This window comes from Ruegeria sp. AF2 (assembly GCF_056542025.1).
Window position 1 is genome coordinate 646,688 of sequence record NZ_JBQFZC010000001.1, and the last position, 26,295, is coordinate 672,982.

27 protein-coding genes are annotated in these 26,295 nt (G+C 56.9%); 16 read left to right on the top strand and 11 right to left on the bottom strand.

Annotated elements, in window-relative coordinates; genetic code table 11:
* Positions 1-37: 37 nt before the first annotated feature.
* Both ACR0NM_RS03160 and ACR0NM_RS03165 read right to left on the bottom strand, forming a co-directional pair.
* Positions 38-1,246, bottom strand: a complete 1,209-nt coding sequence (locus ACR0NM_RS03160; RefSeq protein ID WP_480613192.1) for a pentapeptide repeat-containing protein — start codon at positions 1,244-1,246, stop codon at positions 38-40.
* Positions 1,247-1,358: 112 nt separating this feature from the next.
* Positions 1,359-3,017 (bottom strand): mechanosensitive ion channel family protein, encoded by a 1,659-nt coding sequence (locus ACR0NM_RS03165; RefSeq protein WP_480613194.1) that lies wholly within the window; start codon positions 3,015-3,017, stop codon positions 1,359-1,361.
* Between the two features lie 192 nt (positions 3,018-3,209).
* On the opposite strand from ACR0NM_RS03165, the gene yajC reads away from it, so the two are divergent.
* The 10 genes from yajC (at position 3,210) to ACR0NM_RS03215 (ending at position 10,188) form a co-directional block, all read left to right on the top strand.
* The gene (yajC, locus tag ACR0NM_RS03170) at positions 3,210-3,497 is read left to right on the top strand and encodes a preprotein translocase subunit YajC (RefSeq protein WP_155151194.1); all 288 of its coding nucleotides are present in this window, start codon (positions 3,210-3,212) and stop codon (positions 3,495-3,497) included.
* Between the two features lie 33 nt (positions 3,498-3,530).
* The gene (gene secD / locus ACR0NM_RS03175) at positions 3,531-5,192 is read left to right on the top strand and encodes a protein translocase subunit SecD (protein WP_170403231.1); all 1,662 of its coding nucleotides are present in this window, start codon (positions 3,531-3,533) and stop codon (positions 5,190-5,192) included.
* A 1-nt stretch (position 5,193) separates the two neighbouring features.
* Positions 5,194-6,162 carry a protein translocase subunit SecF gene (secF, locus tag ACR0NM_RS03180; RefSeq protein WP_170396385.1) on the top strand — a complete coding sequence of 323 codons (969 nt, stop codon included), beginning with the start codon at positions 5,194-5,196 and terminating at the stop codon, positions 6,160-6,162.
* Positions 6,143-6,901, top strand: coding sequence for a TSUP family transporter (locus ACR0NM_RS03185; protein WP_480613196.1), 759 nt, complete (start codon positions 6,143-6,145; stop codon positions 6,899-6,901). Before secF ends, ACR0NM_RS03185 begins: the two co-directional genes overlap by 20 nt.
* A gap of 10 nt (positions 6,902-6,911) precedes the next feature.
* The gene (locus ACR0NM_RS03190) at positions 6,912-7,265 is read left to right on the top strand and encodes an Mth938-like domain-containing protein (protein ID WP_170626639.1); all 354 of its coding nucleotides are present in this window, start codon (positions 6,912-6,914) and stop codon (positions 7,263-7,265) included.
* Between the two features lie 130 nt (positions 7,266-7,395).
* The gene (gene ccmA / locus ACR0NM_RS03195; RefSeq protein WP_170396391.1) at positions 7,396-8,010 is read left to right on the top strand and encodes a heme ABC exporter ATP-binding protein CcmA; all 615 of its coding nucleotides are present in this window, start codon (positions 7,396-7,398) and stop codon (positions 8,008-8,010) included.
* Positions 8,007-8,663: a heme exporter protein CcmB gene (ccmB, locus tag ACR0NM_RS03200; protein ID WP_480613198.1), complete on the top strand. Its 657-nt coding sequence runs from the start codon at positions 8,007-8,009 to the stop codon at positions 8,661-8,663. Before ccmA ends, ccmB begins: the two co-directional genes overlap by 4 nt.
* Before the next feature lie 61 nt (positions 8,664-8,724).
* The gene (locus ACR0NM_RS03205; protein WP_170396395.1) at positions 8,725-9,498 is read left to right on the top strand and encodes a heme ABC transporter permease; all 774 of its coding nucleotides are present in this window, start codon (positions 8,725-8,727) and stop codon (positions 9,496-9,498) included.
* On the top strand, positions 9,498-9,653 hold the full coding sequence (ccmD, locus tag ACR0NM_RS03210) for a heme exporter protein CcmD (RefSeq protein WP_037321536.1): 156 nt from the start codon (positions 9,498-9,500) through the stop codon (positions 9,651-9,653). The genes ACR0NM_RS03205 and ccmD overlap by 1 nt, the downstream gene beginning before the upstream one ends.
* Entirely contained in the window at positions 9,646-10,188 is a 543-nt protein-coding gene (locus tag ACR0NM_RS03215) for a DsbE family thiol:disulfide interchange protein (protein ID WP_170396396.1), read from the top strand. The genes ccmD and ACR0NM_RS03215 overlap by 8 nt, the downstream gene beginning before the upstream one ends.
* Here the strand turns inward: ACR0NM_RS03215 and ACR0NM_RS03220 are convergent.
* From ACR0NM_RS03220 to acnA, 3 genes are all read right to left on the bottom strand, one after another.
* Positions 10,183-10,884, bottom strand: coding sequence for an SDR family oxidoreductase (locus tag ACR0NM_RS03220; RefSeq protein WP_170403208.1), 702 nt, complete (start codon positions 10,882-10,884; stop codon positions 10,183-10,185). The two genes, ACR0NM_RS03215 and ACR0NM_RS03220, sit on opposite strands and share 6 nt — an antisense overlap.
* Positions 10,885-10,999: 115 nt before the next feature.
* Positions 11,000-12,502 (bottom strand): BCCT family transporter, encoded by a 1,503-nt coding sequence (locus ACR0NM_RS03225; protein ID WP_170403204.1) that lies wholly within the window; start codon positions 12,500-12,502, stop codon positions 11,000-11,002.
* Between the two features lie 117 nt (positions 12,503-12,619).
* Positions 12,620-15,310, bottom strand: coding sequence for an aconitate hydratase AcnA (gene acnA, locus ACR0NM_RS03230; RefSeq protein ID WP_480613200.1), 2,691 nt, complete (start codon positions 15,308-15,310; stop codon positions 12,620-12,622).
* A 226-nt stretch (positions 15,311-15,536) separates the two neighbouring features.
* On the opposite strand from acnA, the gene ACR0NM_RS03235 reads away from it, so the two are divergent.
* Entirely contained in the window at positions 15,537-16,238 is a 702-nt protein-coding gene (locus tag ACR0NM_RS03235; protein WP_480613202.1) for a DUF1223 domain-containing protein, read from the top strand.
* On the opposite strand, the gene ACR0NM_RS03240 is transcribed toward ACR0NM_RS03235, so the two are convergent.
* From ACR0NM_RS03240 to purB, 4 genes are all read right to left on the bottom strand, one after another.
* Positions 16,239-17,162 (bottom strand): lysophospholipid acyltransferase family protein, encoded by a 924-nt coding sequence (locus ACR0NM_RS03240; RefSeq protein WP_170396406.1) that lies wholly within the window; start codon positions 17,160-17,162, stop codon positions 16,239-16,241. It abuts the gene before it with no gap.
* 85 nt (positions 17,163-17,247) lie between these two features.
* Entirely contained in the window at positions 17,248-18,342 is a 1,095-nt protein-coding gene (locus ACR0NM_RS03245) for a flagellar motor switch protein FliG (protein WP_480613204.1), read from the bottom strand.
* Positions 18,343-18,408: 66 nt separating this feature from the next.
* The gene (locus tag ACR0NM_RS03250; RefSeq protein WP_170403198.1) at positions 18,409-18,951 is read right to left on the bottom strand and encodes a hypothetical protein; all 543 of its coding nucleotides are present in this window, start codon (positions 18,949-18,951) and stop codon (positions 18,409-18,411) included.
* A 380-nt stretch (positions 18,952-19,331) separates the two neighbouring features.
* Positions 19,332-20,636: an adenylosuccinate lyase gene (gene purB / locus ACR0NM_RS03255; RefSeq protein WP_170396410.1), complete on the bottom strand. Its 1,305-nt coding sequence runs from the start codon at positions 20,634-20,636 to the stop codon at positions 19,332-19,334.
* Between the two features lie 88 nt (positions 20,637-20,724).
* Between purB and ACR0NM_RS03260 the strand changes: the two genes are divergently transcribed.
* From ACR0NM_RS03260 to ACR0NM_RS03280, 5 genes are all read left to right on the top strand, one after another.
* Positions 20,725-21,057, top strand: coding sequence for a hypothetical protein (locus tag ACR0NM_RS03260; protein WP_170396412.1), 333 nt, complete (start codon positions 20,725-20,727; stop codon positions 21,055-21,057).
* Positions 21,054-21,476 (top strand): DUF6314 family protein, encoded by a 423-nt coding sequence (locus tag ACR0NM_RS03265; RefSeq protein WP_480613207.1) that lies wholly within the window; start codon positions 21,054-21,056, stop codon positions 21,474-21,476. The genes ACR0NM_RS03260 and ACR0NM_RS03265 overlap by 4 nt, the downstream gene beginning before the upstream one ends.
* Positions 21,477-21,551: 75 nt before the next feature.
* Positions 21,552-22,139 (top strand): biotin transporter BioY, encoded by a 588-nt coding sequence (locus ACR0NM_RS03270; RefSeq protein ID WP_010442062.1) that lies wholly within the window; start codon positions 21,552-21,554, stop codon positions 22,137-22,139.
* A gap of 139 nt (positions 22,140-22,278) precedes the next feature.
* Positions 22,279-22,836: a hypothetical protein gene (locus ACR0NM_RS03275; RefSeq protein ID WP_170511968.1), complete on the top strand. Its 558-nt coding sequence runs from the start codon at positions 22,279-22,281 to the stop codon at positions 22,834-22,836.
* A gap of 10 nt (positions 22,837-22,846) precedes the next feature.
* The gene (locus tag ACR0NM_RS03280; RefSeq protein WP_170403183.1) at positions 22,847-23,197 is read left to right on the top strand and encodes a hypothetical protein; all 351 of its coding nucleotides are present in this window, start codon (positions 22,847-22,849) and stop codon (positions 23,195-23,197) included.
* A 55-nt stretch (positions 23,198-23,252) separates the two neighbouring features.
* Here the strand turns inward: ACR0NM_RS03280 and ACR0NM_RS03285 are convergent, their stop codons facing one another.
* A complete protein-coding gene (locus ACR0NM_RS03285) occupies positions 23,253-24,467 on the bottom strand; it encodes a bifunctional alpha/beta hydrolase/OsmC family protein (RefSeq protein ID WP_170403180.1) in 1,215 nt (404 codons plus the stop codon).
* Positions 24,468-24,927: 460 nt separating this feature from the next.
* The gene (dddP, locus tag ACR0NM_RS03290; protein WP_170422254.1) at positions 24,928-26,271 is read right to left on the bottom strand and encodes a dimethylsulfonioproprionate lyase DddP; all 1,344 of its coding nucleotides are present in this window, start codon (positions 26,269-26,271) and stop codon (positions 24,928-24,930) included.
* Positions 26,272-26,295: the final 24 nt, after the last annotated feature.

A 26,295-nucleotide genomic window follows, 5' to 3' on the forward strand; every position in this document is an offset into this window, starting at 1 on the left:
GTCCTAGATCCTTAATGCGTGAATCGGTATTGCAGCCTTATGCCGATTCTTCATCACGATTGTAACCTTTGTACTCTAGGAATTTTTCCCACCTGAGACGCGCTTTTTCATAGGGCCGTATCTGTTTGCTCCAGTGCTTTGGTGGTCTAAGGTTCTCAGGGAGTTTCACTGAAGCATCGCCATAGGTAAAATACAATTGTTCTTTTGTAATGGAAGATTGTGACAAGTCGCATTCTAAGAACAGGGCACCTTTCAGATTGCTGTTTTCGAAGTCGGGTTCCCCTTTGAAAAACACTTCGACGAATTGAGCTCTACTCAGATTTGTCGCCGAGAAGTATGTTTTGGAAAAGAAGCTGCCATGAAAGTTTATGTCTGAAAAGTTGCAATTTGCTACGAAAGAATCGGTGAAATCGCACATCCTCAGATCGAATTGTGAGTAATTTAGGTTGACCAGCGCCAAGCCGTTAAAGCTACTTGTTCTCAGATCTATATCTCTGTCCTCATAGCCATCAGCCAATTTTGAGAGTGCTCTCATCGCGACCCGCACGTCCGAGCGAGGGAAACTCAAGTGCTTGTATTCCGCAATAAAAGCTTCATTTGCTTCAATTTGTGGTGTTTCAAATTTTGTTGCAACGTTCTCACGTACGTACGCTGAAAGTGTTTCGAGCGAGGGCTCAAGCTCTGAAGAGGTTTCAAATGCGATTTTCTCCAGTCCCAGAATAGCGCCAATCCGTACTTCAAGGTTGGGCACAGTATGCTGCACACCGTCCTTGAATATCACCTTATCCGCACCAAGGCCTTCAATTGCTTTTGTAAAGCGATCCGTGACTTGTCCTTTTTCCTGCGTTTCGATTTGGCGTCGGTTGTAAGAGGCTTTCATGACTGTGATCGGAAACGCCACGACCGCACCCAAAACAGCCGTTGTTGCGGTCAACTTTACCAGCGTAAAGCGCCAGTCGATGCGCTCATCAGGATTCCTGGGCGCTTGCAGCCACAGGAAGTCCCAAATGAGACTGATTATACTGACGAACAGCAACCCGAACAGGATGCCCCATAAGATCAGAGAGATCAGAAAGATACCCGGATTGATTTTGTCCAGATTTAGTCGTTGTTGAAATCGCTCCAACGGGGCTGTGTGGTGCGTTCCTTCGGGGAAGGCTCCGAATATCACCAAGATTGCTGTCAGCAATCCCCCGGCCCAGATAATGCCCCAGAAAACCTCCGGCTCAATCGGTAATGTCGTCACCTTCAATATCTCTTGCTTCGAATACAAATTGAACTGAAACCGAGCGGTTCCCTAAACGGTCGCGAGGATAGGTTGATTTATTCATCGGATATAGAGTTAGCCTCAAATTTAACTAGTCGATTGTGTCCGGAGTTTCATGTGCCAGGTGGCCATCCCACTCTTCCGCTGGGATCTTCGGCTCGGGCGGATCAGCCATGTACGAAGGTGTCATGATCTGCACGTTATTCTCATTGAACACGGCCACGATGTTGCGGTGCAAATCCGAGCGGATTTTGGGAATGATGCTGCCTCGCGTGGTATAGCCGTTGATCTGATAGTTGATCGCGTAATCGGCCAATGCGGTCCATAAAACAAAGGGTTCGGGCTTGGCCTTGATTCCCTTGGTGCGATGGGCGGCCTCGATCAGCATCGCTTCGATCTTTTCGGGCGGCTCTTCATAGCCAATCCCGACGGTCGTATGCAGCAGCAACCCGCTACCGTCGGTTCTCTTCGAGAAATTCACCACGTCCGAATTCATCAATTGGGCGTTCGGGATCGAGATCAGTTCATTCTTGATGGACTTCAGATGCGTCTCCATCAACTTGATCTGCACCACATCGCCAATATGGTCCCCGATCTGGATCCGATCACCGATCGAAGTTGAGCGGCGATAGATCACGAAGAGCCCCGCCAGCATGTTCGACACGACCGAGTTTGCGCCCAGCGACAGCATGGCACCAACCAGAATCGTCAGCCCCTGAAACGCCGCCGAATCTGATCCGGGGATGTAAGGGACAGCAAAGACCAGAGCGATCAGGATAACGACGACGCGGGCGATGTTGAAGGTCGGGTTCACCCAGTGGCTTTCAAAATCGCCCATGTCAAAGGTTCCCGCCTCGACGGCGTCAAAGAACACACGCATGCCCCGGATAATATACAGCGTTATCCATGCGATCAGTATCAACATGATCAGGTTTGGGATGTAGCTGAGGATGCCTTTGAAGATTAGCAGGACCGGTTCGGTCAAGTAGGTCAGCAGGAGTTGCGCGAAATAGCGCGTCTCGGCAAAGGCAAGCAGAACGAAGGAAAGGTAGTAGTAGAAGCCGAGGAAAAAGATCACCAGCAGGACAAAATTCAGAGCATACCGGATCAACGCGGCGATGGCCTCGGCCTGAACGCTTTTTGCGGTCGCGGTTTCGACATCCTTGAGGTAACGCTTGACCAGTTTCAGCGTACGGCGGCGAATGCGCCGGTGCAGCCACAGGATAACGACGACAAAAAGCGCGAATCCAGCTGTCCATGCTAAGGCTTCGATGGCACCCGAAACACGCGCCTGTTCGGTGCGGTTTGCGCGATAGCTTTCAATGGATTGTTTAATAGCGTCGCCGTGCAACAAACTGAGAACGTTCAAGTCCATCTGCTCAAGCTCGGAATCGGCATCGGTCACGATCGAAACTTGAACACCATCGGCAAAGATTCGAATGCCGAACTCTGAGTCCTCGAAGGTTATAGAGACCTGCTCGGCGTCTGAGGCCTCGGCGATTTCGATGATCTTGTTCTGTACACTCGCGGCCCGTTCCGGAGCGGGCAGCGCGCTGGAGCCGCGCAGGTGAAACAAGGTGTCGCCGTCAACGATAACCGGAGCCTGAAAAATCTCTGATTCAGTGTCTTCTATAGCAGGCTCTTCGCTAGTGGCGTTCTGTGCCCATACGGGCGACGCCAAAAGACCTATACAGGTTGTCACGAGCATCAGGCGAACAAATGCGCCAAGGGTCTGGATTGATTGAATCATTAGGCCTCCTGCCACAGGACTATATCTGACTGGAAGGGTCTGCCTAGAACATATCTGCAACGTCCGGCAGCAAACCTTTGAACCCGATGGTCGAAATGGGGCCAGGTTTGCTTGCAAACCCATGTTTCAAAGCATAGGTTCCCGCAAACTTTGCAGAGAGCTCTCTGCATCATCAGAACAAAGGAATATCCCATGGAAGGTGGCGCAATCGCCCAGTTTCTCCCGCTGATCCTGATCTTCGCGATTATGTATTTTCTGCTGATCCGTCCGCAGCAGAAAAAGATGAAGGAACATCAGGCCATGGTCGAAGCCGTGCGCCGGGGCGATCAGGTTGTCACCCAAGGCGGGCTGATCGGCAAGGTGTCGAAGGTCAAGGAAGGCGACAACGAGATCGAAGTCGAGATCGCCGAGGGCGTTAAGGTTCGCGTGGTCAAATCGACCATCGCTCAGGTTCTGAACAAGACCGAACCTGCGAAGTAACTTCGCGCGACAATTCCTTGAAAAGGCAGGGTAATGCTGCAAATTGATTCCTGGAAGCGGGTTCTGATCTGGTCGGTCTGTGTGATCGGTCTATTCCTTGCCCTGCCGAATGCGTTTTATACGCGCGTCGAACAATCTAACGATGCCAAGGCTGCGATTGAGCTTGGCATTGATACACCTGAAATGCAGGCCGAGGCCGCGCAATGGCCGAATTGGCTGCCGTCGTCTCTGGTCAATCTCGGGCTCGACTTGCGCGGCGGCGCGCATTTGCTGGCCGAGGTCAAGGTTGATGATGTCTACGAATCCCGGATGGAGGCTATGTGGCCCGAAATCCGCGACGCGCTGCGTGATGAACGCGCGACGGTCGGCACGATCCGTCGTCAGGATTCGGCGCCTGACGAGATTCGCGTGCGCATCAGCCAACCCGAGGGCATGTCCCGCGCATTAGAGGTTGTGCGCGGTCTGGCCCGACAGGTGCAGACGCTGACCGGGGCAGGGGCAACAGATATAGAGGCCCGCGCGGAGGGGGACACTATCGTTGTCCAACTGTCCGAGGCCGAAAAGCTTGCTTCGGATGACCGCACCGTGCGCCAGTCCCTTGAGATCATCCGCCGTCGGATCGACGAGGTTGGCACACGCGAACCAACTATCCAGCGCCAGGGCGCTGATCGTATCCTTATTCAGGTGCCCGGTATCGGCAGCGCCGGGGAGCTCAAAGAGATTATCGGCACGACGGCACAGTTGACGTTCAATCCTGTCGTTGGGCGCGGGACTGACCCGGATGCCATTCCGGGCGTTGGTGAGAAGCTTGTGCCATCGATCGATGAAGATGGTGTGTATTACACTCTGGACGCCGCACCCGTCGTGACCGGTGAAGAATTGGTCGACGCACAGCCGTCGTTCGACCAGAACGGCCGCCCTGCGGTCAGCTTCCGGTTCAACACCTCTGGCGCGCGCAAATTCGGCGATTACACGCTGGAAAACATTGGCGCACCCTTTGCTATCGTCCTGGATGACGAGGTGATCTCGGCCCCTGTAATCCAAAGCCATATCCCAGGTGGTTCGGGCATCATCACTGGCAACTTCACAGTTGAAGAAAGCACCAATTTGGCCGTTCTGCTGCGCGCAGGTGCCTTGCCTGCAGGTCTGGATTTCCTGGAAGAGCGCACCATCGGCCCTGAGCTGGGTCAGGACAGTATCGACGCAGGTAAAGTCGCGACAATCGTGGCCTTTGTCGCCGTGTTGGTATTCATGGCTCTCAGCTACGGCCTGTTCGGCATCTTCGCCAATATTGCGCTGATCCTGAACGTGGGGCTTTTGTTTGGCCTGCTCTCACTGATCGGCGCCACGCTGACCTTGCCCGGGATCGCGGGTATCGTGCTGACCGTCGGCATGGCAGTTGACGCCAACGTGCTGATCTTCGAGCGTATCCGCGAAGAGCTGAAATCTGCCAAAGGTCCGGCGCGTGCCATCGAGCTGGGATACGAAAAAGCGCTTTCGGCCATTCTGGACGCAAACGTGACCACATTCATTACTGCAACCATCCTGTTTGCCATGGGCAGTGGTCCTGTGCGCGGCTTCTCCATTACGCTTGGTCTGGGTATTCTGACCTCGGTCTTCACCGCGATCTTTGTGACGCGTCTGATGATCGTGATGTGGTTCGAACGCCGCCGTCCGAAAACGATCGAGGTTTGACATGAGACTGAAACTCGTACCCCAAAACACCTCGTTCGATTTCTTTAGCCGTTGGAAGGTCTGGCTGGGTATCTCGGGTTTAATGATGGTGATCGCCTTCACGTCATTCCTGCTGCAAGGGCTGAACTTCGGCATCGACTTCCGCGGCGGCACCACGATTCGGACCCAAAGCGCGCAAGAGATCGACGTCGGCGCCTATCGCGACGCCATCGCGCCGCTTGAGCTTGGCGATGTGACTATCACCGAGATTTTTGATCCCACCTTTGGCGAGGATGAAAACGTCGCGATGATCCGCATTCAGGCGCAGGACGGGGCCGAAGCTGTGGCGGCCGCAACCGTCACAGCCGTCGAAGAAGCGCTGACCGTCGCCGCGCCGGATATCCAGTTCGTCTCGGTAGAATCGGTTGGCCCCAAGGTTTCGGGTGAGTTGATCCAGACCGCGGTCATTGCGGTCGCCTTGGCGATTGGCGCAGTGCTTGTCTATATCTGGCTTAGGTTCGAATGGCAGTTCGCACTCGGGGCGGTCGCCGCGTTGGTGCATGACGTGATCCTGACCATCGGCATCTTCTCGGAACTACAAATCCGTTTTGACCTGGCGATCATCGCCGCTCTTCTGACTATCGTCGGCTATTCGCTGAACGACACCGTGGTCGTCTTCGACCGGGTTCGCGAAAACCTGCGGAAGTACAAGAAGAAAGACCTCAAAGAGGTGCTGAACATCTCGATCAACGAAACGCTCAGCCGGACGGTGATGACCTCTGTGACCACGCTGCTGGCGCTGATCTCGCTCTATGTACTTGGCGGAGACGTGATCCGAGGCTTTGTCTTCGCGATGATCTGGGGCGTGATCGTCGGGACCTATTCGTCGGTCTTCGTGGCCTCGACCATCCTGCTGTGGCTGGGGGTCAAGCGCGACTGGTCGAAGCCGTCGAATACGGCGGGCAACCAGTTTGCCAACATTGATGCCTGAGTATTTCGGCCAGACCCCAACCGGTCTGGCCGTTATTATTTTCGCCGCCTTTGTTGGGGGCATCGTGCGCGGGTTCTCCGGCTTTGGGACGGCCCTGATCTTCCTGCCCATCGCCAGCCCGTATCTTGGCCCCTTCGGTGCCATCATCGCGCTGACGGTCATGGACATATTTGGCCCGATCCCGAACCTGCGCCGCGCATGGACGGTTGTTGACAAGGCAGATCTGATGCGCCTTTTGGTCGGGTGCGCGCTACTTCTACCGGTTGGCTTATGGCTGCTGACCCGGACCGATCCCGAAGTGTTCCGCTATATCGTCAGCCTGATTTCATTGTCGATGCTGGCCGTTCTGGTTTTTGGTCTGCGCTACCGGGGAGCGGTATCGCGTGGCATGGTTGCTGCGATCGGCGGGGCTGCAGGGCTACTTGGCGGGGTAGCCGGGATACCGGGGCCTGCTGTCATCCTGTTTTATATGTCACGGCCCTTACCGGTTGAGATCATCCGCGCGACGATCCTGCTGTTCCTGTTTGCTTTCGATTTGCTGATCCTCGGATATCTTGGCGGGATGGGGCGTCTTTCGATCGCGAGCATCGGATTGGGCCTTGCGCTTGCGGTTCCCAACATCGCGGGCAACTGGCTGGGGGGCTGGATGTTCCGACCCGAGTACGAGAACCTCTACCGCGCCGCAGCCTATCTGGTGATTGCAACAGCGGCCTTGTCCGGCCTGCCGCTTTGGGGCTAGAACCCTGCACATGCGCCTGAACGAGATCACATATACAAACGCTCAGCCGGTTGATGGCTATGGCCCCGGGTTCTTTCGGATAGGCGGGGAAGTTCATGATGGGGCAGTCCTGACCGGCCCCACCGGTACATCGGCTTGGGCGGGTTACTCCGACGCCCAGACCCTGCTGGCCTTGTCCGAACATGTCGATGTTCTGTTCATCGGTACGGGCAAAGAACTGACCCACATCCCAGCCGACTTGCGCACCACATTGGAAGAGGCAGGTCTGGGTGTCGAAATCATGAACTCTCCGGCGGCCTGCCGCACCTACAACGTGCTGCTTTCTGAAGGCCGCCGCATTGCGCTTGCGCTGATCCCGGTCTGAGGATCTGTTCTTCCACTGGCTAAAAATATCCCGGGGAGTGTGAGGGGCTGGCCCCTCACTGCGATCCGACCAGCCGCTCTGCGGCAATTCCGACCTTTTGCCCACACGCACAATCCGCTAAGCGGGCTTCATGACTTTAAAGGTAACCGATCTGGCCATCGCACGCGGCGGAGTTCCCGTGCTCGAAGGGCTGAGCTTCTCGCTCGAGGCAGGAAGGGCGCTGATTCTGCGTGGACCGAATGGGATTGGAAAGACAACATTACTGCGTACGCTTGCGGGCCTGCAACCGCCGCTGGCAGGGCAAATCGACGGGGCAGAAGACCAGATCGCATACGCGTCCCATTCCGACGGGTTAAAACCGACCCTGACCGTTGTCGAAAACCTCAACTTCTGGGCGTCGGTCTTTGGCACCCGTGATATCCAGCACGCCCTTGATGCGTTTGAGCTGAACGAGTTGGCTGACCGCCATGCGGGCAACCTTTCGGCAGGGCAGAAACGGCGTCTGGGATTGGCGCGTATGTTGGTTACTGGCCGCCCGATCTGGATGCTGGACGAGCCGACGGTCTCGCTGGATCGTCACGCCGTGCAGATGTTTGCGGATGCTGTGCGCGCGCATCTGGGGCAGGGTGGTTCGGCCCTGATCGCGACCCATATTGATCTTGGCTTGGACGGAGAGGTTCTGGACGTTGGCCCCAACAAGGCCAAGCCCAAGCCCATCGACGATTTCGACGGAGGTTTCTTGTGATCGCCTTATTGCTGCGTGATCTGAAATTGGCCTTCCGTGCGGGGGGTGGCTTTGGTCTCGGTCTTGCTTTCTTCCTGATCGTCACCGTTCTGGTGCCATTCTCGGTTGGCCCGCAATCTTCGCTGCTTTCGACCATCGCACCGGGCGTTCTTTGGCTGGGCGCGCTTTTGGCGTGTCTGCTGTCACTTGATCGCCTTCTGGCGCTGGATTGGGAAGACGGCTCGCTTGATCTGCTCGCGACCGCGCCGCTTCCGTTGGAATCGGTTGTTACCGTCAAAGCGCTAGCCCATTGGCTAACCACCGGATTGCCGCTGGTTCTGGCCGCGCCGTTCCTAGGCGTGTTGCTAAACCTGCCTGTACCCGGGTTTTCGTGGCTAGTGATCTCACTGCTCTTCGGTACTCCGGCGATGAGCGTTATCGGCACCTTTGGCGCGGCCCTTACTGTTGGTCTAAAACGGGGCGGTCTGCTACTGTCGCTTCTGGTTTTGCCGCTCTACGTGCCGACTTTGATTTTCGGAGCCGAGGTCGCCCGACGCGGTGCGACAGGCATGGAGACGCAAACGCCCCTGCTAATGCTGGCAGGGATTACCGCCGCAACGGTCGCACTTTTACCCTTTGCCAGCGCAGCGGTACTGCGCATCAATCTTAGGTGATGGCCACAAAGCTTGACTGAGGTCAATTGAGAACCACGCCGACTCGGACTAGATAGAGCCCATGACAATCGCAGCCAAAGCCAATGCCCTTTGGGAATACGCCAACCCGCGTAAGTTCCTCGCGACCAGCGAACGGGTCCTTCCGTTCTTCTGGATCAGCTCAGGTCTTTGTCTGGTCGTCGGATTGATCTGGGGCTTTTTCTTCACCCCGGATGACTACAAGCAAGGCTCGACCGTAAAGATCATCTACCTGCATGTACCTGCCGCGTTGATGGCGATCAATTGCTGGCTGATGATGCTGGCAACTTCGCTGGTCTGGTTGGTGCGTCGCCACCATGTCAGTGCGCTGGCTGCTCGCGCCGCTGCGCCCATCGGCATCGTGATGACGCTGATCGCATTGGCCACCGGAGCGATCTGGGGGCAGCCTATGTGGGGGACATGGTGGGCCTGGGACCCGCGCCTGACCTCGTTTCTCATCCTGTTCCTGTTCTATCTGGGCTATGTCGCCCTGTGGGAAGCCATCGAAGACCCGGACACCGCGGCTGACCTGACCTCGGTCCTTTGCCTTGTGGGTTCTGTCTTTGCGTTCCTCAGCCGGTATGCGGTGAACTTCTGGAATCAGGGGCTGCATCAAGGGGCTTCGGTGATGCGCGCCGGGGCGATCACAGGCACGGATACTGAGGAGAAGGTAAGCAATATCTACTTCTATCCACTGCTGCTTTGCATCATCGGCTTTGTACTGCTGTTCATTGCGCTGGTCTTCTATCGTACGGGCACAGAAATTCGCGCCCGCCGGACCAAGGCGCTTATGGCGCGTGAAAGGGTGAGCGGGTGATGCCTGATCTTGGAAAATATGCCGATACCGTCTTGTGGTCCTATGTCGTATCAATCGGACTTCTGATCGCATTGGTGGGTTTCAGCGTGATCCGGGGCCGTAAGGTACGGGCCGAGATGGAGAAGGTTGAACAAAGGATGTCACGCAATGGCTAAGATTTCGCCCCTGATGATCGCGCCTCCGCTGATTTTCGGCGCCTTCGCTGTGCTCGCGGGCATCGGCATGTTCCGTGACGATCCCAACGCCTTGCCCTCGGCGCGCGAGGGTCAGCCAGCACCGCCGGTTGTACTGACCGAGTTCGCGGGCAAACCGGGCTTCGATGATGCCACACTGCGTGATGGCGAGGTCAAGCTGGTCAACTACTGGGCCAGTTGGTGTGCACCATGCCGCGTCGAACACCCCAATCTGCAGGCTCTGTCTGACGAGGGTATCCCGGTCTATGGTATCAACTACAAAGATCAACTGGACAACGCCGAAGGATTTCTTGCCGAACTGGGCGATCCCTATGCCGGTATCGGTCGGGATGAACAGGGCCGCATGGGGCTGGACTGGGGCGTCTACGGTGTGCCCGAAACCTATGTGATCGACGGTGAGGGCACGATCATCCTGCGCTGGGCTGGTCCGGTCACTCAGCGGGTGATCGAAAGCACGATCCGCCCAGCACTTGAGAAAGCCGCAGGTGGCTCATAAGCGATAGCCACCGGTGACGCCCAGAACCTCACCAGTGATGAAGGATGCGGCATCGGACGCCAGAAACCTGACGACTTTGGCGATATCCTCGGGCTTTCCCGCGCGACCTAAAGCGGTTTCTTTGACAAACAGCGCGGTCAACTCCTCGGACCGGGGCGCTTCGGGGATGTTGATCGCACCCGGTGCGACTGCATTAACGCGTATCCCCTTTGGCCCAAGCTCCTTTGCCATGGCATGGGTCCATAGATTCAGGGCGGCCTTGCTTGCCCCATAGGTCACCGCATCCCGAGGCGGTAAGACCGCGTTCATAGATGAGATACTGACGATTGAGGCGTCGCGTTTCAGATGTGGTAGCGCAGCAGCCAACAATGCGGCGGGGGCCAGCAGGTTCAAATCCAGAATGGCGCGGTGGTCCTCGGCCCGAAATTCCTCTTTGGGGGTAGATTTCACAAGGCCGGCATTGTTGACGATCACATCCAGCCTTCCAAACCTCTCGATCACCTGCGAAATCACGATAGCCGGCTGGTCGGGCGCAGATAGATCAGAGCGTATGGCCAGAACATCCCCACCCAGTAGCTCGGGCATGGGTTTACTCGACAACCAAGTAAACGCGACGCGGTGATCACGGCTGAGGTCTTCGACGATTGCACGCCCAATTCCGCGTGCACCGCCGGTTATCAATGCGACTTTGTCCATAATCGTAGGAAATCGGTAAAATGGCCGGGATTCAAGCCGTTACTTACGGACCAAAATCCAGATCATCGCGCCGATGAATGCAAAAGTGGTCAGATTCATAAGCGTATCCGTCAGATCACCGATCAGCATGGCTCAGCCCCTCTTCTCGTAGCCCTCGGAACAGGCAGACCATCAGCAGAACCGAGATGAACACAAAGGGCAGCGCCCCGAGTGAGATCAGGACTTTGACCGATTCCACCGAGCCCGACAGGATCATCGCGACACTCAACAAGCCCAGCAATGCACCCCAGATCAGCCGCACGCGCGGGGGCGGGTTTTCATCCCCCTGGGACGAGAATGTACCCAGCACAAAGGCCGCGCTTACAACGCTGGTTACGATGAACAGAAACGCCGCTGCTACGGTTGCAAGTATTGTGATCTGCGATAAGGGCAAACGGTCGAGCAGGGCGAAGGTCACACGCTCGATGTTTGTTTGCGTATAGGCCAGCAGTTCTCCGGCACCGTTGAGCGCCTCGAACAGACCGATGCCGCCGAAGGCACCGAACCAAAGGATCGAGAACAGCGTTGGCGCAAAGAGTACTCCGATCACGAATTCCCGGATCGTGCGACCGCGAGAGATACGCGCGACAAACACACCAACAAAAGGTCCCCAGGCGATCCACCAGACCATATAGGTGAGGGTCCAGTCGCTGAACCATTTGGTGACGTCATCGCCGAAGAAGGTGAAGGTCTGAAAGCCCCGAGGGATGACATTGGTGACGTAATCGCCGAACCCTTGAACCACAGTGTTCAACAGATACTCTGTAGGCCCGAGGACCACTGTGTAGGCCACAAGGCAGATCGCGATCAGCATTGCCGCATTCGACAAGCGCGCCATGCCTTGGCCAAGGTCGATTAACAGAGCAGGGATGTAGGCTGCGACCATCGCCAGGAAAACAACGCCGATCAGAAGGGCACCAACCGTTTCCCGGCCACCCAGAACCGCAATCCCGTCCGCAACCTGGAACACACCCATGGCCATTGAACCGCCAACACCGATAGAGATTGCAACAATGGCCATGAAATCCGACAGCCACCCGACCCGCTCGGCCCAGCGTTCTCCTGGGAACAGGCTTTTGATCGGTGCACTGACCATCATGCCTGTCCCGCGCCGAAAGCTGAAATAAGCAATGGTCAGCGCGGTCGAACCGTAAATCGCCCATGCGTGCAGGCCCCAATGGAAGTTTGTTGCCAGCATGGCCTGCTGCGCGGCGACATAGTCGGGTGCCATGCCCGAGATGAAGTTGAAATGGGTCAGGGGCTCGGCGACCGCCCAGAACAGCAGTCCAACGCCCATTCCTGCGGAGAACAGCATTGAGATCCAGGTGGCGGTCGAGAACTCGGGCTCTTCATCATCCCGGCCCAGACGGATTTTGCCATAGGGTGAAAAGGCCAGAACCAAACACCCGATCAACATGCCTGAGGCCGCGAGCATCACGAACCAACCGCGACTGTGGAAGGTTTGTTGCACGATGCTGTTGGCCCAAGTCACCAAGCTTTCGATATCGACGACGCCCCAGATCCCGATCACGGCGATGACGCTAAGCGAGCAAACCAGTAGGGCGTTGGGCTTTTTCATGGTGATGGAATTCCGAAGACTGTCTTGCCCAACAGTTTCAGATTTTTGAATAAATGGCCAGAAAACAAAACCCCCGGCGCAGGGCCGGGGGCTGAGGTTGGATATCAACCTGCTGATTTATGACGCTTTTGCGAGATTGCGCAGCACGTATTGCAGCACACCGCCGTTTTCGATGTATTCGATCTCGGGCGCGGTATCGATGCGGCACTTCAGGGTGATCGTCTTTTCGGTACCATCTCCGTAAATGATGGTGCAGGGCACTTCCTGCAGGGGCTCAACCGAATCCAACCCGTGGATCGAAACGGTCTCATCACCCTTCAGACCCAGTGTCTTGCGGGTATCACCATCGGTGAATTCGAATGGTATGACGCCCATGCCTACCAGGTTTGAACGGTGGATGCGCTCAAAGCTTTCGGCGATCACTGCCTTGACGCCAAGCAGAGCTGTGCCCTTGGCCGCCCAGTCGCGTGACGAACCTGCACCGTACTGTTCGCCGCCAAAGACGACCAGCGGGGTGCCTTGCTCCTGATAGGCCATCGATGCTTCGTAGACCGAGGTTTGTTCACCATCCGGGCCTTTTGTATAACCGCCTTCGACGCCATCCAGCATCTCGTTCTTGACGCGGATATTGGCGAAGGTGCCGCGCATCATGATCTCGTGGTTGCCACGGCGTGAGCCATACGAGTTGAATTCGCGCGGCTGAACCTGACGATCGGTCAGATACTTCCCGGCAGGTGTCGTTGTCGCAAACGAACCGGCGGGCGAGATATGGTCGGTGGTGATCATGTCACCCAGGATCAGCAGAACCTTTGCACCATCGATATTCGAGATTGTGCCCGGCTCAGGCCCCATGCCTTGGAAATAGGGAGGGTTTTGAATGTAGGTTGACGTCGGTGGCCAATCATAGGTTTCCTGTTGTGGAACCTCGACCTCCTGCCATTTCTCGTCGCCTTTGAAGACATCGGCATATTTCGACTGGAACGCCTCGCGGGTCACAGTTGCCTCAACCAATTCGGCGATTTCGCTTTGGGTCGGCCAGATGTCTTTCATGTAGACATCGTTGCCGGCCTGATCCTGTCCAATCGGTTCCGAGGTCAGGTCGATGTCCAACGTACCAGCCAAAGCATAAACCACCACCAGCGGCGGTGAAGCCAGATAGTTGGCGCGCACGTCGGGCGAGATGCGGCCTTCAAAGTTGCGGTTGCCTGAAAGAACCGAAGTGGCAACAAGATCGCCTTCGGCAATCGCTTCGCTGATTTCCCTTTGGATCGGACCTGAGTTGCCAATACAGGTGGTGCAGCCATAGCCAACAAGGTTGAAGCCGATCTTGTCCAGATCTTCCTGCAGACCCGCAGCTTCCAAGTAGGCGGACACAACCTGCGAGCCGGGCGCCAATGAGGTCTTTACCCACGGTTTGCGATCCAATCCCAGCGCGGCGGCTTTGCGTGCGACGAGGCCCGCGCCGATCATTACATACGGGTTCGACGTGTTGGTGCAGGAGGTGATCGAGGCGATCACGACTTTGCCCGATTCCATGCCGTAGTTTTCGCCTTTGACCTCTACTTGTTTGCCCATCGGGCGTTTGAAGGTCTCGGCCATTTCCTTGGTGAATGCGGCCTTGGCGTCGGTTAGTGCGACGTAATCCTGCGGCCGTTTCGGGCCCGAGATCGCAGGAACAATTGTGCCCATATCCAGCGACAGAGTGTCGGTGTAGATCGGCGCGTAATCGGCATCGCGCCAGAAGCCGTTTTCCTTGGCGTAGGCCTCGACCAATGCGATGCGGACTTCGTCGCGTCCAGTATTGCGCATATAGCGCAAGGTCTCGCCGTCAATCGGGAAGAAACCACAGGTCGCGCCGTATTCGGGGGCCATGTTGGCGATGGTTGCGCGATCGGCCAAGGGCAAGCGGTCCAGACCTTCGCCGTAGAATTCAACGAATTTACCAACCACGCCTTTCTCGCGCAGCATCTCGACGACTTTCAGGACAAGGTCAGTTCCCGTTGTGCCTTCGACCATCGAACCGGTCAGTTCAAAGCCCACAACCTCGGGGATCAGCATCGAGATCGGTTGACCCAGCATCGCTGCCTCGGCCTCGATCCCACCAACGCCCCAACCCAGAACGGCCATGCCGTTGACCATGGTGGTGTGGCTGTCAGTACCAACAAGTGTATCGGGATAAGCGACTTCTTCGCCGCTTTGGTCCGTGTCCGTCCAGACGGTCTGCGCCAGGTATTCCAGGTTTACTTGGTGGCAGATTCCGGTGCCGGGAGGCACGACGCGGAAATTGTTGAACGCGTTCTGACCCCATTTCAGGAACTGATAGCGTTCCATGTTGCGCTCATATTCGCGGTCCACGTTCATCTGAAACGCGCGTGGGTTGCCGAACTCATCAATCATGACCGAGTGGTCGATGACCAGATCGACCGGGTTCAGCGGGTTAATCTTTTGCGCGTCCCCACCAAGGCCCTTGATGCCGTCGCGCATCGCTGCCAGATCCACCACGGCCGGAACTCCGGTAAAGTCTTGCATCAGAACCCGGGCAGGGCGATAGGCGATCTCACGTGGGTTCTTGCCACCGTTGGCACCCCATTCGGCAAAGGCTTTGATGTCATCGACGGAAACCGAGAACCCGTCATCTTCGAACCGCAGCATGTTTTCCAGAACCACTTTCAACGCGGCAGGCAGATTCGAAAAATCGCCTAAGCCTGCTTCTTGCGCGGCTGGAATCGAATAATAGGAAATGGATTTGCCATTCACGTTCAGGCTGCGGCGTGTCTTGGCGGTGTCCTGTCCGACCTTGATGGGCATCTGTGGCCTCCCTCTCAAATGACTTGGAATACGGGCTTCGCTAAGGGTTATCTGCATTACCACACCCGTTGTTTCAAGGTGCAACGGGCAGTTTGGGTGATTTTTTGTATACCATTGCACACATTTTGTCGAAAGCTTGTGTCTGAGGTCTCAAGAAACCTTGATTGGCAGTTTATTCGGTTCCGACTTAAACCTTTCAGGCAATCATCCTCTATCGAGAGAAAACATGCTCAGATCAGTCGCTGCGACCGCGTTTGTTTCACTCTTTCTTGCTGCCCCGGCTCAGGCGCAGGATGACCCGGTGGTGGTCGAACTGTTCACCTCGCAGGGGTGCTCGTCCTGCCCGCCAGCAGACCGGATCATGCATGAATTGGCCAAGCGGGATGATGTAATCGGTCTGGCGTTGCATGTGGATTATTGGGACTACATTGGCTGGAAAGATGAATACGCCAATCCCGACCATACCTATCGTCAGCGCGCCTATGCACGTGAAGGCGGGCGGACGATGATCTATACGCCGCAGATGGTTGTGAATGGGCAGCAGGATGTGGTTGGGGCCAAGTCAATTGAACTGAACCGGCTAATCGATGCACACCTGACTGCGCCGCCGGAGGCCGAGGTCAGTGCCACGCGTACCGCGAACGAAGTATCCATGAATGTCGTTCCGATCGAGTTACCAGACGACGAAACCTATGATGTTCGGATTGTGCAGTATTCGCCGATGCGTCGCACCTCGATCCGGCGTGGCGAATTGGCCGGACATGATCTGGATTATGCAAACGTGGTCGAGAATTGGCAGATTGCCGGTCGCTGGGATGGCCAAACACCGCAGAGTTTCACCGCAACATTGTCATCGGAATTGCCTGCCGTTGTTCTGATCCAGCGCAGTGGCCATGGTCCGATCGTGGCCGCAGCGCGGGTTAAGTGATCAGGGCATATCCTTTGGCTGGACCCCCAGTCCCCTCCAGGACTTCCAGCGCCGATGAATCCAGAACCATTGTCCCATGTGCTGACGCACCATCGCTTCCAGGTCGTCATTGGTGAACTGGGTCATGGTTTTGGCATCAGTATGCGGGACCGGGTCGTGTAGGACGATCTCAAAATCGATCCCGTTGGGTTGGCGCACTGCATAGCAGGGGATCAGCACAGCCTTGTATTTGATCGCAAGTTCCGCGTTCAGCACCGAGGTGACGGCGGGTTTGCCGAAAAAGGTCAGCTCCTCACCACCATGCGCATGCAGGTCGGATACAATGGCAATGATGCCTCCGCTTTTCAGTGAACGGACCATTTCGACCATACCTCGGCGGCCCTGTTCGAACATGGGCGACCCGGTCTGATAGAATGCCTCGACATACATGTCGTTGAAATATGGATTTGCCATGCGGCGATAGAGGCTGCCGATGGGTTTACCGCTACGCGCCTGCAGCGCGACCCGCGCGGCCAGATAGTGCCCGAAATGCGCAGTGATCATCATCACTGGACGCCCTTCCGCCACGGCGGCATCAAATGCTTCGACACCCGAGCCCGATACTTTGGCCTTGCTTTGTCGCTCGATGAAACCGTCGGCTGAAAAATGCTCCATGATCGCGCGCCCGGCATTGTCAGGCACGGCGCGGCAGATGCGTTTGACCTCGGCCTCGGGCAGGTCTGGGCAGGTGAGTTTCAGGTTGCGGCGCACGCGGGTTCGAAACCCGACAATAGGGGCAAGCCAGCGCACAATCGCGCCCATCGCTCCGATGCGGCGCTCATATGGCAGCAGGCGCATGCCGCGGATTACGCCGGTCAGAAACAGGTTGGCGACGTAGTATTTTCCAAGCTCAAATCGGCTTAGTTCCGACTTTTCGACGGGCATAGGGAGAGACACCTGAGCGTTGTGAACTGCGCGACGAGACATACAGGCCCCATCGTGCGATCACAAGTGGTCGCGCCTTGCCAGACTATTCTGCATTCTCCTCCGCCTCGACCAGTGCGATCGCGCCCTCGTCCAAAAGCGCGCGGATGGCTGCAACGATCTGCGACATCGCATCTTCACTGTCGGATTGTTTGACCTTGCCACGTTCGGCCATTTCTTCCCGTAAGTTTTCCGCCATGCGAGAGGACATGTTGGCTAGGAAGAACTCGACCGTGGCGAGGTCTTCGTCGCTATTGGCTCCGGCCAACGCCGTGATGAGAACGGGTTGATCCACACCGCGCAGAATCGCTGGAACATCGCGGGGTTGGATGCGCGAGGGCACATGCGAAAAGATGAAGATCGATTGCCGGACGGTATCGGCAAAATCGGAGTCTTCTTCGTCCAGCGCGGTCAGCAAACCATCACGCGTCGCCGCGGCCGACTGGTTGAGGATCGCGCCCACACGCTCACCCGGCCCATCCCGAAAGGCGGGCTCGGGGCGTTGATCCAGCTGAGCGGCCAAGGACCATCCGATCCGCTCTACTGCCTCGGGCGTCACGTTGGCCGTTTTCGATACAGCATAGGTTATCCGTCGCGCTGTGGGGCCGGGCAGGTGGCCCAACAACTGGGCAGCCTTGGCGGTTTCGAGTTTCGACAGCATAACGGCGGCGACTTCGGTGCTTTCAGCTTTGGCCATCTCGGCCAGATCTTCTGAGGGTACTTCGCGCAAACGCTGCCATGGGTCACCGATCTGCCTCACGCCAGCTACCTTGCGCAGCCGGGCGGCGGTGGCTGGGGCGATCTTGCCGTTCACCGCGTCCAGAGCACCGGCTAGCCCATGGGGAAATGCAAGCCCTACGCCATCCAGCGCATCGGCAAATTCCTGCGCGACGGCGGCCAGCGTTACCCGGTCAACCAACCCCATCTGTCCAAGTTGGTGGGTAAGTTGTTCCTGCAGTGGATCGGGAAGCTCTTCCAGCGGGATATCCGCCCCCTCGTTCAGCAGCAGCCGAACCACAACTGCGGCTTTCTCTCGGTTGCTGAGGGCGCGCGGCACAACACGTGGCGCATCATCGTCTTGTTCAACGACCGGGGGTTGCGCGCCCGGCGTCATCTGCACCATTAGGTTCGTGTCCTGCATCTGCCTGCAATGCCTCATTCGCGTTGCAGGCAGAATATAGAGAGTCGGGTAAAGAAACCCTGAAACTCAGTAGCTATATGTCAGCCCTGTTCTGATCGCTTCGCGCAGCGATGTCTCAGCCCATGTGCCTTCGCCACCACGCGCCTTGATCTCGCGCCATTGTGCGATGGCCAACTCGGTCTTGCCCTGGGTAACAAATCCCTGACCCATGTAGCTGCGGGCGAGGATGTTGTCGGGGTTGGATTCAATTGCTTTCTGGTAAAACGCGTCAGCCAGTTTCAGCTCACCCATCTTGCGATAGGTGAACCCCCAATAGGTCTGCACCCGATCATCATCTTGATCCATGATACGCAGAATGCCCTGAGCATTTTCGTACTGCCCGTCGTAAGCCAACTCGCGCACGGCATCATACAGTTGGTCTTCGGTGAAATTTGTCTTGTTGGGTTTGACGCAGCGCCCGGCTGCCTCGTCATAGACGCGGCCAAACAGGCATTTCTTTGTGGTGTTGGTGGGCTTGGGCGGGCTGCTGTCCCCACCACCCGCAGCAATGGCCATGGGCGCGAAAGTAAAGGCCTGAAGAGCGATGGCCGAGGCTAGTACAAGACGCATTTTCCTACTCCGTTGTCAAAGAGACTTGTTACAATCATAGCTTGATCTTCAAAAAAGCTAACGATTGACTGATCGCTTTTATTCACAAGCAGGAAATAAAAATGTCAGCTATTGACGATTTTCATGCAGCTTTGGCTTTCGCTGTCCCAAATTGTGCCTTCAGCACAGGATTGGGTTTGCTTGGTGTTACCGTTACAGGCAAATCCGGCGGTGCCCGCACAGATAAGAGCAATTGCGCATAGAGCAGTTCGTAGCATCGAGTTTTCCTTTCGCGGAAACTGTGCCAACAGATTAACCGATTTTTGCCAATCTGGCAAAGACACAAGGCCCGGCTGCATTGAGCAAGCCGGGCCAAGTTTTTAGCACTGTTTGAGTTTGAATTATTCGCCGAATACGCGGGCGAAAATCGTATCTACATGTTTGGTATGGTAGCCGAGATCGAATTTCTCTTCGATTTCTTTCGGGCTCAGCGCGGCGGTGACATCGGCGTCGGCCAACAGTTCCTCTTTGAAGTCGGTGCGATGCTCCCAGACTTTCAGCGCGTTGCGCTGAACCATGGCATAGGCATCCTCGCGGCTTACACCTGCTTGGGTCAACGCCAACAGCACTCGTTGGCTCATGACAAGACCGGGGAACTTGTTCATGTTCTCGATCATGTTCTCGGGGAAGATCAGCATCTTGTCGATTACACCGGTCAATCGCGCGAGTGCAAAGTCCAGCGTGATAGTGGCATCCGGCCCGATCATGCGTTCGACCGAGGAATGCGAGATATCGCGCTCGTGCCACAGCGCCACGTTCTCCATCGCCGGGATCACGGCCGCACGCACCATGCGCGCAAGACCGGTCAGGTTCTCGGTCAGGACCGGGTTCTTCTTGTGCGGCATCGCCGAGGAACCTTTCTGTCCCATCGAGAAGAACTCGGCACCTTCCAACACCTCTGTCCGCTGCATATGGCGGATTTCGATAGCGATGTTTTCGATGCTGCTGGCGATAACACCCAGTGTGGCGAAGAATGCGGCGTGACGGTCGCGGGGAATGACCTGCGTGCTGATCGGTTCAGGCACCAGACCCAGCTTGTCGCAGACATGCTCTTCAACCTGCGGGTCGATATTCGCAAACGTCCCGACCGCGCCGCTGATCGCTCCGGTGGCGATTTCCGCGCGGGCATCGCGCATCCGGGACAAGTTGCGGTCCATCTCGGCATAGAAGCGGGCAAAGGTCAGGCCCATCGTGGTGGGTTCGGCATGGATACCGTGGCTGCGACCGATGCGAACGGTGTCTTTGTGCTCGATCGCGCGGCGTTTCAGGGCAGCCAACAGACCTTCGAGGTCTGCAATCAGCAGGTCGGCGGCACGGGTCAGTTGCACATTGAAGCAAGTGTCCAGCACGTCCGAGGAGGTCATGCCCTGATGCACGAAACGAGCTTCCTCGCTACCCACATGTTCGGCCAGATGGGTCAGGAAGGCGATGACGTCGTGTTTGGTGACGGCTTCGATCTCGTCGATACGGGCGACATCAAACTCCACATCCTTGGCTTTCCACACGGCCTCGGCGTTTTCACGCGGGATCACGCCTAGATCGGCCATGGCGTCGCAGGCGTGCGCCTCGATCTCGTACCAAATGCGGAACTTGCTCTCGGGTGACCAGATGGCGACCATATCGGGGCGTGAATAGCGGGGAATCATTGGCGGCAGCACCTTTTTATGATTGGGATGAGGCGTTGGCGCGGGGTTTAGCCGCGCATTGACCAAGGAACAAGGCGCGAGTGCTGGGATGAGACGGTTTGCCCTGATTTTATTGCTTTGGCCCGGATTTGTGGCCGCCGACGAGTTTCAGCAACTGACGGGTGATGAGATTCTGATGGCGCTTGCTGGCAAGAAGCTCGACTATGGCGAGGGGATCACCCAGACCTTCGATAGCAATATGCAAACGCAGTACTTTTCAGGCCGCCCAAGTTCGGGACGATGGGCCGTTCGTGATGATCGCTATTGCTCGGTCTGGCCGCCTTCGGATTTCTGGGCTTGTTATGATGTTGAGCAAAGCGGTGAAACCATCCGGTTTGTGGATGATTCAGGCAATACAACTGACGGAATCTATTTGAAGTGAGCCTGCCCAGAAATATTCATGATTTCCAGGGGGTTTGGGACCTGAGCCGCCTCATCCGGGACGAGCGTGCAGGCCAGGTCATTCAGGCCGAGGGTAAGGCAGAGCTACGGCAAGATACCCAAGGGTTGGTCTATGATGAGACGGTCACGCTGCGTGTTCCGGGGCAGCCTGCAATGACGGGAACGCGTCGATACCTTTGGCGCGACGCCGGTGATCGGATCGCTATCCATTTTGATGATGATCGGTTTTTTCACGCACTCAAACTTGGCCAAACCCGCGTCAAGGATCATCACGATTGCCCGCCGGACAGCTATGATGCAGACTATGATTTCTCAGGATGGCCGCGCTGGACAGTCCGTTGGACTGTATCAGGACCGCGAAAATCCTATGAAATGGAGACCAAATACGCGCTGCGATAGCGTAATCATCTTGCAGCAACGGCCCGGAACGGGCATTGCTGCATGTGCAAATAAGTCCGAATGTGGAGAAATGAGATGAACGCAAACGTACTGGCCAATGCTTTTGGCCCGCGTGAGGGGACGGCGCTGCGCGTCAAGCAGGTGGCTCTGGTTGCCCTGGGTATCGTTGCTCTGGCTGTTGCAGCCAAAATCAAAGTGCCGATGTGGCCGGTTCCGATCACCATGGGCACATTCGCCGTTCTGACCATCGGCACCGCCTATGGCGCGCGCCTTGGCCTGATCACGATGCTGGGTTACCTGCTGGTTGGTGCTCTGGGCTTTGACGTGTTTGCGGGTTCCTCGGCCGAAAAATTCGGCCTGACCTACATGATGGGTGGCACCGGTGGCTATCTGGTCGGTTACCTGATGGCGACCATTCTGCTGGGCGCACTGGCCGCGCGCGGCTGGGATCGTTCGGTCGGCAAGCTGGCGCTGGCGCTGGTGCTGGCCAATGTCCTGATCTATGTGCCGGGCCTGCTGTGGTTGGGTCAGCTGTATGGCTGGGACAAGCCGATCCTGGAATGGGGTCTGACACCGTTCCTGCTGGGTGACGCAATCAAGCTGGCGCTGGCCGCTCTGCTGATCCCTGGCCTGTGGAAGCTGCTGGGCGACGCACGCACCTGATAGCGCGCTCTTGCGCAAGATACACCCGCGTTCGGAGCTTTCCGGACGCGGGTTTTTTATTGTCTGCAGAACAGGATGCTGGACAAAGTCAAACTGCATGGGCAACCTGACATCAGAAAACTGATCAGGTTATTGAGATATGCGTATTTTGTTAAGCTTGGTGCTTGCTGCAAGTGCCGTGACTTGGTTGGCTGTAACGCCTGTGCAAGCCGACACGCCGGTGACTTACACCGATGAAGGACGCGCCCTGTTCCGCTTTGAGGTTCCCGACTTCTGGACATTGCGTACCGGTGGCCCGCGTGAAATCGAGGATACCAATCTGGGCGATGCCCGTGCGGTTTCGCGCGTCATGGGGATCAGACCGGTGACCGACGATAATGTCTGGATGGGCTTCGTCTCACCATCACGGGTTTCCAGCATTCAGGGCGGGCTGAGCTATCTTGAGGATATCGACAAATTCCTCGTCAAAGACCCGACCGTGACCAGCACCAGCAATACAAGGATTGGTGGGCGGCCAGCCCACGTTATTCGAGGCACCGGCAATCGGGATGGGCGAGGCGTAAACTTTACCGCCACCGTGATTGACCTGCCGCGTGACCGTGTTGCGATAGGGGTTGCGATCCTGCGTGACGGGGCCGACCCGTCTTATGTTGATGCCTTGAACGCCGTTTTCGCGTCGTTCCGGTCTTTGCAGTAAGGAGGCTCGGATGACTCGCAAACTGTTAAAACGGTCTGTTCTGGCGCTGGGGTTGGGTACTGCAACGTTTACATTGTCCGCCTGCGATGGCGTGTCCGTCGGGGTAGGGTATGGCGTTGGGTATGACCCGTTCTACGACTCGATGCTGTGGAATGATTACTACCACGACCGTAACGTGAATGTAGATGTTGACATAAACCGCCCAGACCGGCCCGACCGCCCCGATCGACCGGTTCGTCCGAACCCTCCACCGCGGCCAAAGCCACCGATCGCCAAACCGCCGTCGCGTCCGCATCCCCCGGTGGCGCGTCCTCCGACGGCACGGCCACCAATTCACCGACCCTCACCGAGGCGCCGTTAGAAAAAGGGGGCAAAAGCCCCCTTCAATCATTATCATAAGCTGACAAAGGTGGTTTTCAGTCCAGCAGCTCAGTCGTGATATGGGCCGAGCCTTCAAGGGTTCGGTGCACGGGACATTTATCTGCGATCTCCAATAGCTTAGCACGTTGCGCGGCATCCAGCGGCCCTTGTAGCCGTATCTTGCGGCGGAACTGATCGACCTTGCCATCGCTGGCCAGTCCGGCGTCCTGGGCGTGTACCTTGTCGTGGCAGACATCGACGGTGATACCTGTCAGCGGCCATTTCTTGCGCCGCGCATACATGCGAATGGTCATCGAGGTACAGGCGCCCAATCCCGAGGACACAAATCCATAAGGGGACATGCCTCGGTCCGTTCCTCCGTACGAAGCGGGCTCGTCAGCGACCGCATGGTGGCGCGGGCCGGACTGGATGTCTTGCAGGAACCCTGCCGGGTCTGCCTCGGTCACGCGAACAACACCTTCCGGGGCGCCGGGTGGTGGGGCGGGCGGGCACAGTTTGACGTATCGCGACACCCAAGCCGCAATGACATCCGCCGCGTAATCCGCATCAGCGGCGCGTGTGATCAGATGGTCGGCATCGTCCAGCGTGACAAAACTTTTTGGATGCTTCGCAGCCAGAAAGATGGTGCTGGCGTTGTCAATGCTGACCGTGTCATCGCGCGGTGCGTGCAGGATCAGAAGCGCTGCTTTCAAATCTGAAACGGCAGGGCTAAGCGCGGCCTCTGAAATGTCATCGACAAAAGCTTTGCCAATGCGGAACGGGCGACCGCCAAGCGAAACCTCTGCGCTGCCTTGCGCCTGAATCTCGGGCAGGGCGGCCTCGAAATGGTGTGATACGTGGCCCGGGTCAGCAGGCGCACCCAATGTGACGACCGCCTTGATCGACGGTATGCCAGCGCGTGCGCGCAGTACCGCAGCGCCGCCAAGTGAATGGCCAATAAGCAGGGCGGGGGCCATGTTGCGGCCGGACAGGTAGTGCGCTGCAGCGATCAGATCTTCGACATTTGAGGTGAATGTCGTATTCGCAAACTCTCCATCCGAGTGGCCAAGGCCTGTAAAATCAAACCTGAGCACGGCGATGCCCATCGCCGCCAAACGCGCCGAAATGCGCCGTGCGGCAGGTATGTCCTTAGAGCAGGTAAAGCAATGCGCAAACAAAGCCGTTGCCAGTACCGGCCCGTCCGGCAGATCAAGGCGCGCGGCCAATTGGCTGCCGTCGTGACCGGCGAAAGTAATGCGTTCGGTGGGCATGATGAATCCTTGGTGGTCCAGGTTTCGACAATACTGTGTGCTGTGTGCGGTTCTCTCAACCCCTGTGTCAGTGGCGTAACAGGAAGGTGAGGGGTTGGGACCACGTAGCCCTTGGCGCGTCGCATCAATGCATTGTTGGGGTTGGTATCTGAACAATCAAAAAATGTGATGATAATTCGGATAAACATTCATTTTACTTATTTATACTTGGACCCCAACTTGCAATCATCCTTCTTATCCAAAGCAGAGGTCAAAATGGCACATACAACATCTGCACCGCTAAGCCCGACACTCCACGCCGGAGTTCTGTTGGCAATTCTCGTGACTGGCGCAATTGGTTTTGCACTGGGACAAAGCTGGCCGCTGACGAATACGTCTGAGGACACGCCAACTCTCACAGCGCCTGAGGATTGGCACGGTAATGTCAGACGGTCCCACTGGTCAAACTAGGCGATAGCGCTTAGCCAGACCCCATCAACTGTGCGTCGAACGGATACTTCGTGAGGTTTTCATAGCCGTCTTCGGTGATCAGCACCTGATCTTCCAGCTTGATCGAGAAATCGCCGCCAACCTCGCCAACTGCCGCTTCGACGCACAACACCATTCCGGGTTCAAGTGGATAATCATAGGATCCCTCGACCGCCTTGTCGGGATAGGCTACCAAGGGCCATTCATCGCACAATCCAACTCCATGCATCAGGCAGCCGTATTTCTGTGCCTGAAACTTGTCATCCAGCCGATGGGCATTCGCAGTTAGTTCCGGGATCATGACGCCGGGCTTCAGCATTTCCATATTGGTCATGATATGCTCATGCGCGTGCTGCATGGCATAGATCATGTCGGGGCGCGGTTTTTGATCGCCGATCCACCAGGTTCGTGAGATGTCGACGCAAATGCCGTAAGACCCGATCAGGTCGGTATCGAACGCGATGATTTCATTTTGCCTCGTGATGCGCGGGCCGCATTCCTGAAACCAGGGATTGGTGCGCTGGCCCGAGGCAAGCAAGCGGGTCTCGATCCATTCACCACCGCGCCGGATGTTTTCAGCATGTAGCACTGCCCAAATGTCATCCTCGGATGTCTTCCCGTCTCCGACATTGACACGTGCGAAGCGCTCCATTTCGGCCACTGCGGTCTCGCAGGCGTGGCTGGCGCAGCGCATGGCGAGGATTTCGTCTGGGCCTTTGATGGCACGGGTTTTCTCGGTAAGCTCTTCGCCCTCCATCACCTCGAACCCCTGAGCCTCAAGCGCGCGCAGGCCGTGCAGCATGATCTTGTCGACACCCAGCCGCATGTTGCCGCCGCCGTGTTCTTCGATCAGGGCGCGCACCTCGTTTGAGAACACATCTGCGGCAACGTCAATCTTGTCGCCCCGGTCGAAATAGAACAGATCGGCGCCCGAGCGCTGCTCGCGCACCAGCGGGTTGAATTTCGACAAGAACGGAGAGTTCTTGTAGTCCCAGATCACCATATACCCGTCAGCGCAAACCAGAACGGCCCGGAACGGGTTATGGGTATTCCAGAGCTGCATGTTGGTGCTGTCAGTCGCATAGCGGATATTCAGGGGGTCAAACAGCAGGATCCCGCCCCAATCGCGCTGCACGATGGCCTGAGTGAGGCGTTTCCAGCGGTATTTACGCATCTGTTCTAGATTGGGCAGGCTAAGCCCGGCAGCGGCCCATTCGTCGAAGGCAAGCTGTGTCGGTCCGATCTCGATCCTGTCATTGTCGTTCGGTGTCCCGTCCCCGAGGGTGGCGCCCCGGGTCGGGTCAATCTTACGGGTGTCACGATATGGTGTGTTCACGGTTGGACCTTTCTGCTTGCCTGC

Excerpts from the sequence above, each read along its gene's own strand:
- ACR0NM_RS03165 (WP_480613194.1), bottom strand. The coding sequence starts at position 3,017 with ATGATTCAATCAATCCAGACCCTTGGCGCATTTGTTCGCCTGATGCTC.
- yajC (WP_155151194.1), top strand. The coding sequence starts at position 3,210 with ATGGAAGGTGGCGCAATCGCCCAGTTTCTCCCGCTGATCCTGATCTTC.
- secD (WP_170403231.1), top strand. The coding sequence starts at position 3,531 with ATGCTGCAAATTGATTCCTGGAAGCGGGTTCTGATCTGGTCGGTCTGT.
- secF (WP_170396385.1), top strand. The coding sequence starts at position 5,194 with ATGAGACTGAAACTCGTACCCCAAAACACCTCGTTCGATTTCTTTAGC.
- ACR0NM_RS03190 (WP_170626639.1), top strand. The coding sequence starts at position 6,912 with ATGCGCCTGAACGAGATCACATATACAAACGCTCAGCCGGTTGATGGC.
- ccmA (WP_170396391.1), top strand. The coding sequence starts at position 7,396 with ATGACTTTAAAGGTAACCGATCTGGCCATCGCACGCGGCGGAGTTCCC.
- ACR0NM_RS03205 (WP_170396395.1), top strand. The coding sequence starts at position 8,725 with ATGACAATCGCAGCCAAAGCCAATGCCCTTTGGGAATACGCCAACCCG.
- ccmD (WP_037321536.1), top strand. The coding sequence starts at position 9,498 with ATGCCTGATCTTGGAAAATATGCCGATACCGTCTTGTGGTCCTATGTC.
- ACR0NM_RS03215 (WP_170396396.1), top strand. The coding sequence starts at position 9,646 with ATGGCTAAGATTTCGCCCCTGATGATCGCGCCTCCGCTGATTTTCGGC.
- ACR0NM_RS03220 (WP_170403208.1), bottom strand. The coding sequence starts at position 10,884 with ATGGACAAAGTCGCATTGATAACCGGCGGTGCACGCGGAATTGGGCGT.
- ACR0NM_RS03225 (WP_170403204.1), bottom strand. The coding sequence starts at position 12,502 with ATGAAAAAGCCCAACGCCCTACTGGTTTGCTCGCTTAGCGTCATCGCC.
- acnA (WP_480613200.1), bottom strand. The coding sequence starts at position 15,310 with ATGCCCATCAAGGTCGGACAGGACACCGCCAAGACACGCCGCAGCCTG.
- ACR0NM_RS03235 (WP_480613202.1), top strand. The coding sequence starts at position 15,537 with ATGCTCAGATCAGTCGCTGCGACCGCGTTTGTTTCACTCTTTCTTGCT.
- ACR0NM_RS03240 (WP_170396406.1), bottom strand. The coding sequence starts at position 17,162 with ATGCCCGTCGAAAAGTCGGAACTAAGCCGATTTGAGCTTGGAAAATAC.
- ACR0NM_RS03245 (WP_480613204.1), bottom strand. The coding sequence starts at position 18,342 with ATGCAGGACACGAACCTAATGGTGCAGATGACGCCGGGCGCGCAACCC.
- ACR0NM_RS03250 (WP_170403198.1), bottom strand. The coding sequence starts at position 18,951 with ATGCGTCTTGTACTAGCCTCGGCCATCGCTCTTCAGGCCTTTACTTTC.
- purB (WP_170396410.1), bottom strand. The coding sequence starts at position 20,636 with ATGATTCCCCGCTATTCACGCCCCGATATGGTCGCCATCTGGTCACCC.
- ACR0NM_RS03260 (WP_170396412.1), top strand. The coding sequence starts at position 20,725 with ATGAGACGGTTTGCCCTGATTTTATTGCTTTGGCCCGGATTTGTGGCC.
- ACR0NM_RS03270 (WP_010442062.1), top strand. The coding sequence starts at position 21,552 with ATGAACGCAAACGTACTGGCCAATGCTTTTGGCCCGCGTGAGGGGACG.
- ACR0NM_RS03275 (WP_170511968.1), top strand. The coding sequence starts at position 22,279 with ATGCGTATTTTGTTAAGCTTGGTGCTTGCTGCAAGTGCCGTGACTTGG.
- ACR0NM_RS03280 (WP_170403183.1), top strand. The coding sequence starts at position 22,847 with ATGACTCGCAAACTGTTAAAACGGTCTGTTCTGGCGCTGGGGTTGGGT.
- ACR0NM_RS03285 (WP_170403180.1), bottom strand. The coding sequence starts at position 24,467 with ATGCCCACCGAACGCATTACTTTCGCCGGTCACGACGGCAGCCAATTG.